Here is a 5,291-nt window from a genome sequence, read left to right as displayed (position 1 = left end):
CTTTGAACGAACGGCTGCTTAGCCAAGAAACCACTTAAAGGGGGATTTGACACTGAGCCGCACTCGACCCCTTGTGAGCTTTTTACACGTACTTTCAATCGACCCTGTCTAGTGTTCGACCGCCGGAAGCTGAAGCAACAACGGCATCGGAAACTCGTTGGGATCGTCATCGCTGGCGAGTGCACCGAGCGGCGCGTCTAGCGCTGCGAGAAGCCGCTCTCGAGCCTGCGTGTAGCGCTTGCCAAGCGACGCGGCCTTCGCCTCTGACAGGGTCGCGAGCCGGGCCGTATCAACGTTATCGGTCAGATCGGCGATCTTGACCCGCAGCGCGCCCCGTGGGCCGCGCGCCGCCAGTGTCTCAATCCGCTCTGCATAGGTCTCGCCGTTGTCGGGATCTTTGGTGACCGCTTCCACGATTTCAATCACCTCGGGCGCATAGCCCCTGCCCCGCAGTTCGGCCGCGGTCACCGGTGTGTCTTCGAGCGCGTCGTGCAGCCACGCCGCATGGCGCTCGACCGGTGTCGCGTGCGGGAATAGCTGCACTAGGTGACGGCTAACGCGGATCAGATGGCCGATATAGGGCTCGCCTGCTTTGTCGGTTTGTCCGGCGTGGAGTGTGTCAGCAAACGCCGCCGTCTCTTCGAGACTGGGGTGCCCCGGCACGCTGGTCGGATCGCGTTTCAAAATCAGGTTTGACATAAGACACCTTGAAAACTCACGGGATAGAGACGCTGATCAATAGCATAGCATGGAATGGCCGCGACCGGTCCCGCGACAGTTCGCCGATATCGTTTGGCGCTGGCACGTCCTTGACCGAAAGCGTATTGAGCCGATCTCGGGTCAGTTTCTTCGACGACACCCCTGGGGGCTGCTAGGGTGGACGAGCGTGTCCTTTAACGCGCTCTCGATCTTGAATGAGGTTCATTGTCGTCTCCAGATTTTCACGACTTCGCTCCCGGTGTCGGTGCCGCTAGGATCTCGACCCAAATTTGATTAAGATCATCGATCTTCATTTGCTGAACTCGGCGATCAAACAGATCCCCGATCTCCTTCATTGTCATTCCCGTCATCTCCATGAGATCGCCCGTGCTCAGACCGCTCTGCGCGAAAGAGGTGTAAATCTCTCGGGCGATCTCGTCCTTGTCGACGTCCTCTTGAGAGGGCTGTCGACTTCGAAATTCCTGATCGGCGAGCACGAGTGCCTGAAAATAGTCGGCGTCTAGGTATCCGCGAGCGAAAGCGGCGAGAACCCGGGCATCCGGCTCCGCCCGGTGCGGCGAAGCGAGAATTCCCCGGTCCCGCATCTCGCATAGGACATCGAGGTCTCCGAGCTTGTTGCCCAGATCCTTGTGAAGGCTGGCAGCCGCGTTCAGACGGAGATCAAAATCCCGCAGTGTCATGATTTCAGGGACTGTGTCTGTTTCCCGAAACAGAGCCTCATACCAGCGTTGGTCGCTTGCCCCGCCATCGCAGAGGAAGGACTTCCCGCTATCGGCCATGTAGTTGATGCGCTCGGCCGCTTCGCGAATCGGAATGCCGACGGCGAACAGGAGTTCTCTCGGAATGCCGTGTGCGGAGGCCGCATCAGGGTGCCAGTCAGCCCACTCAGGCTTCGGTTTAATAAGGAACCCGCCCGAGTTCATATCGAGGTCACAGTACCCGAGTTCGATGGGGTATGAGCCGTCATTCAATGACGATGCCTCGAAGTCGATGACGATCCAACCTGGCTTTGGGTTTGGGCCTGTTGGCTTCGGAAGGTTCATTGCGGGGCTGTCCTTCCCGGTCGAAAGCGCGGAAGCATGTCTGTGTCGATGACGAGATCCGGCTGCCGGATTTCGTTTTCATCGCAATATATCACGACAGTCAGAGGAGAATGCTGCATTCAGAAGCGTTTTGCTGTGCTTCTCATGACAGCACTCGGAGTGTAGCGCATGGTGCGTCACAACGACGGTTGGACCGCCGAAGTTCTCTGTCAGGGTGCTGGAGATATACGCCTTACTTTCGGCGTGCGCTGCCGCCATCTCGTCTGCGAGGTCTTCGGTCTCATTCGGATCCAAGTAGCGCCACACTTGAACGAAGTCGCTCATCCTCGATCGCGCCAACTCCCTCGCTGCCTTCATGCGCTCTTCTCCGAAGGGTTTTAAATCCGTCCAGAGCGCCGCACCGACAAAGCAGACATCGCCGAGCACTACGCTGTCGTTCTGGAGAAAGTGTAGTCGCGGATTGTTAATCTCCAGAAGGAACTCCAGACCATTTTCGATACCGGCGCCACAAAATTCGTGGTTTCCTGCGACCATGACGACACCCATGCCGACGATCTCGATCAGATCGTTAATGTGACCCCTTGTTGCCAGTGCGTTGTGAAAATCGCCGTCAATAACCATGACGCCGGCATTCGGAACATCCTCAGGCGACGGCAGGGAGAAAGCTTGCATCTCAGAGTTCAAATCGCTGGCCGTCCATAACTTCACGGCTCCACCCCCGGCCTGTGCCCGACTTCGACGGTGAAGTTGGGGTCGAACGCAGCCGCCCTCTTCGCGGGATCTTCCGCGAACGCATATCCCCGTGCGTTGCTAACAATGCGGGTCCGGCTGTTGGTGATGTGATAGTCGCAACTATCGTGAATGTGGCCGTGACACCAAAGTTCCGGCGCCGTCTCGGACTCGAGGATCGATGTCAAATTGGATGCGTAGCACCATGCGAGATCGATTAGATTTGGCTCACCCCATAGGCTTTCCGGGTGCGGAGCGTGATGGGTCAGCACAACGGTTTCGCCATTGAAGGGAACCGCAAGCGCGCTTTCGATGAAATTGCGAGAGACGACGTGGGCATCTGCGATGTGCTGCGCCCGGACACGCTTCCGCTTACCTGGTCTCGCCGTGGATTCGCGCTTGATGTTCTTGTAATCATTCATCCCGTTCTTGCCTTCGGCCTGCGCCATTTTCGAATGCTTCGTGCCAAGGCCAACGGTGGTCATGTCGGTCCAGAGAGTAGCGCCGATGAAGCGGATGCCGTCATCGGGAATTGTAAGAACGCGGTCATGCAGAAGGTGAATGCCGAGCTTGCCCGCAAGTTCTAGTCCGGCATCAATCTGCTCCAGCATTGTGAAGCCAGTCTCGTGTTTCCCCGGGTTGCTGTAGAAATCGTGGTTGCCCGGCACATATAGAACGGTCTCGCCTGGGAACCTGTCGGCGATCCATTCAAGAGAACGCGTCAGCGGTACGTCGAGATCTCCGACGATGGCGAGATAGTCGAAGTCGCTATCCATCTCCGTCTCGGGATCGAATTTCGCCAGTGGATGTTTTCCATAGCGAGGATCTCCAACGAACTCCTGGTGAAGATCGGAGAGAATACGAATTCGACTCATGACGTTGCTCGCGATGTGTTGCATTGTTCGTCTTGTCGTTTTGATTTTTCTCAAACCAGAGACTCGATACGAAGCAGGAACTCCTTGTCGATTAGCGCGAAAGGCTCGTGGCCGGCCTCAAGGCCCTGTCTGGTCGAACCTCTACGATCTTCCCCCACTCGAAGTTATCGTCGCGCGCCGCTCGCGGATTGCAGACGATGCGGGCGCTTCCTCCGCCGCCGTTCCCGTCGACGACATAGTCTAGGGACGCATGCGTGTGCCCGTGAATCCAGAGTTCCGGAGAGAACTCCTCGATCACGGGCGAAAGGTCTGAACAAAAAGCCGCGGACAAGGGGTCTCCGGAGAAGTTCTCGATGATGGATCCCGGATGCGGTGCGTGATGCGTCACGACGACCGTCGCTCCGACGAACGGGGTGGAGAGAGCGTTCCTGATGAACCGGACTGTCTCCCGATGGAGCGCGACGCTGTCCGCCGGACTGAGGTTCTTGATCATGGAACCGCTGAATTCATCGCGGTCGATCGCGGTGGAGAAGTCCTCCATGGCGTGCTTCGCGTGCACCATGGCTTCCGCCTGAGCGATGCCGTCCCCTTTGTCGTAAAGGGAGAAGTCCGTCCAAAGCGTTCCTCCGGCGATACGCAGATCGTCCGAGACGTTGAGACAATCGTTCGCGATCAGATGCATGCCGAGTTCCTTGCAGACCGCCCTCGCCTCGCGTTCCGTTCCGGTGATGCTGGAGCCGAAGTAGTCGTGGTTACCGAGTACGACGTAGGTGTCGATCCACTTCCCGATGAAGTGGTAAATCCACCCTAGGCCGTCGGCGATCCCGCCCTGGTCGACGATGTCTCCGGAGATGATGCAAAGATCCGCACTCTCACGCGCCTCGAAGACGGCCTCCATGCCGCCGCTGAGAAGGGAGCGCTCCTTCGCTTGGCTGGGCGTTAGGTGCAGATCTGAGATGGTCCAGATTCTCGACAAAGGTCTTCCTTTCGCGTTCGTCCAGTTTTAACGTCTTCGCCTCCCTGGAGGAAGGGGTTTGCCGCGCCCCTGGGTCAAGGGGCGGGGCTCGCATCCGTGAAGAATCCGACTCCCTGGAGCCGTTCGAGAGTTTCGTCGTCTACGATATCCCCAATGATGAACCACGCTTCGTCGGTGCTCATGTGCATCCAGCGGGAGTGAGGTTTCCCGACGTTGCGGATGAATTGACCACCTTCGCTCAGATACCACGCCTCAAGGTCGTTGTCTTCCTCGTGAATGAGAAGTTCCCTTAGGGTAACGCCCTCGAGTTCGGTCGGATTGAGAACCCGGCAACCTTCGTTGTCGACGCCTGGAAGTGTCTTTGCGGCCGTATCGACGGCCAAGTTTTCGGATGAAATGATGGTCACCATTGTGTCTCTCCTTTAAATTACGGTTGCGGATTGAACGTATCGTCATGCAGGTAGCTGTGAGCCTGGTCGACTTCGTCCCACGACACGTTTTCCGGATCCCTTTAGGCCAGAATGAGTTTGGCCGCAGCCAATTCGGCGGCCGCCGGATCGTGGCCATCCGGAAACACCGCCATGATCGCTTCGTTCTCGCCGGCAAGCTTGAGCAGTTCGTCTGCCTGGCCGGGGAACATCTTGATTGCGGACGCGAGTGCGTCCTGAACATCGTTCCAGTCTATCGAGCCGCCGTTCACCTCACCGAGTTCATAGGCGCGTTCGAGAGTTTCGATGAAGAGCTGCGACGCGTCCTCGGGCGCTGGGGAGAGTAAAAACCGGGTTGCGGGCATGAAAAGTCTCCAAGGTTGCTGCTGTCTGAGTAACTCCGGAGAAAGAAATGGACAAATGGTTTCAAGTCGCCGGTATCAGACGAGAACCGTTTTAGGAGGGTCTTTTCGGACGGGTTTCTGAACTGTTAACGTCTTCCCCGCCCTGAAGGACGGAG

Annotated in this window: 7 protein-coding genes; all 7 read right to left on the bottom strand. The window is 57.5% G+C overall.

Going from position 1 to position 5,291, the window contains the following annotated elements; all coding sequences use genetic code 11:
* Positions 1-108: 108 nt before the first annotated feature.
* The 7 genes from E1297_RS04550 to E1297_RS04520 all read right to left on the bottom strand — a co-directional run bounded on the left by E1297_RS04550 (position 109) and on the right by E1297_RS04520 (position 5,136).
* Positions 109-699, bottom strand: a complete 591-nt coding sequence (locus E1297_RS04550) for an HD domain-containing protein (RefSeq protein WP_155134465.1) — start codon at positions 697-699, stop codon at positions 109-111.
* A gap of 242 nt (positions 700-941) precedes the next feature.
* Positions 942-1,763: a hypothetical protein gene (locus E1297_RS04545; RefSeq protein ID WP_155134462.1), complete on the bottom strand. Its 822-nt coding sequence runs from the start codon at positions 1,761-1,763 to the stop codon at positions 942-944.
* 78 nt (positions 1,764-1,841) lie between these two features.
* On the bottom strand, positions 1,842-2,471 hold the full coding sequence (locus E1297_RS04540; RefSeq protein WP_155134459.1) for a hypothetical protein: 630 nt from the start codon (positions 2,469-2,471) through the stop codon (positions 1,842-1,844).
* Positions 2,468-3,367, bottom strand: a complete 900-nt coding sequence (locus tag E1297_RS04535) for a metallophosphoesterase (protein ID WP_196223192.1) — start codon at positions 3,365-3,367, stop codon at positions 2,468-2,470. Before E1297_RS04535 ends, E1297_RS04540 begins: the two co-directional genes overlap by 4 nt.
* Before the next feature lie 91 nt (positions 3,368-3,458).
* Positions 3,459-4,343 carry a metallophosphoesterase gene (locus E1297_RS04530; protein ID WP_155134453.1) on the bottom strand — a complete coding sequence of 295 codons (885 nt, stop codon included), beginning with the start codon at positions 4,341-4,343 and terminating at the stop codon, positions 3,459-3,461.
* Between the two features lie 74 nt (positions 4,344-4,417).
* Positions 4,418-4,753, bottom strand: a complete 336-nt coding sequence (locus E1297_RS04525) for a hypothetical protein (protein WP_155134450.1) — start codon at positions 4,751-4,753, stop codon at positions 4,418-4,420.
* Between the two features lie 101 nt (positions 4,754-4,854).
* A complete protein-coding gene (locus E1297_RS04520) occupies positions 4,855-5,136 on the bottom strand; it encodes a hypothetical protein (RefSeq protein ID WP_155134447.1) in 282 nt (93 codons plus the stop codon).
* Between the last annotated feature and the right edge of the window lie 155 nt (positions 5,137-5,291).

It is taken from the genome of Roseibium sp. RKSG952, from assembly GCF_009711355.1.
The sequence above is the reverse complement of the archived record's forward strand: the minus strand, read 5'-3'. Positions and strand labels throughout refer to the sequence as shown.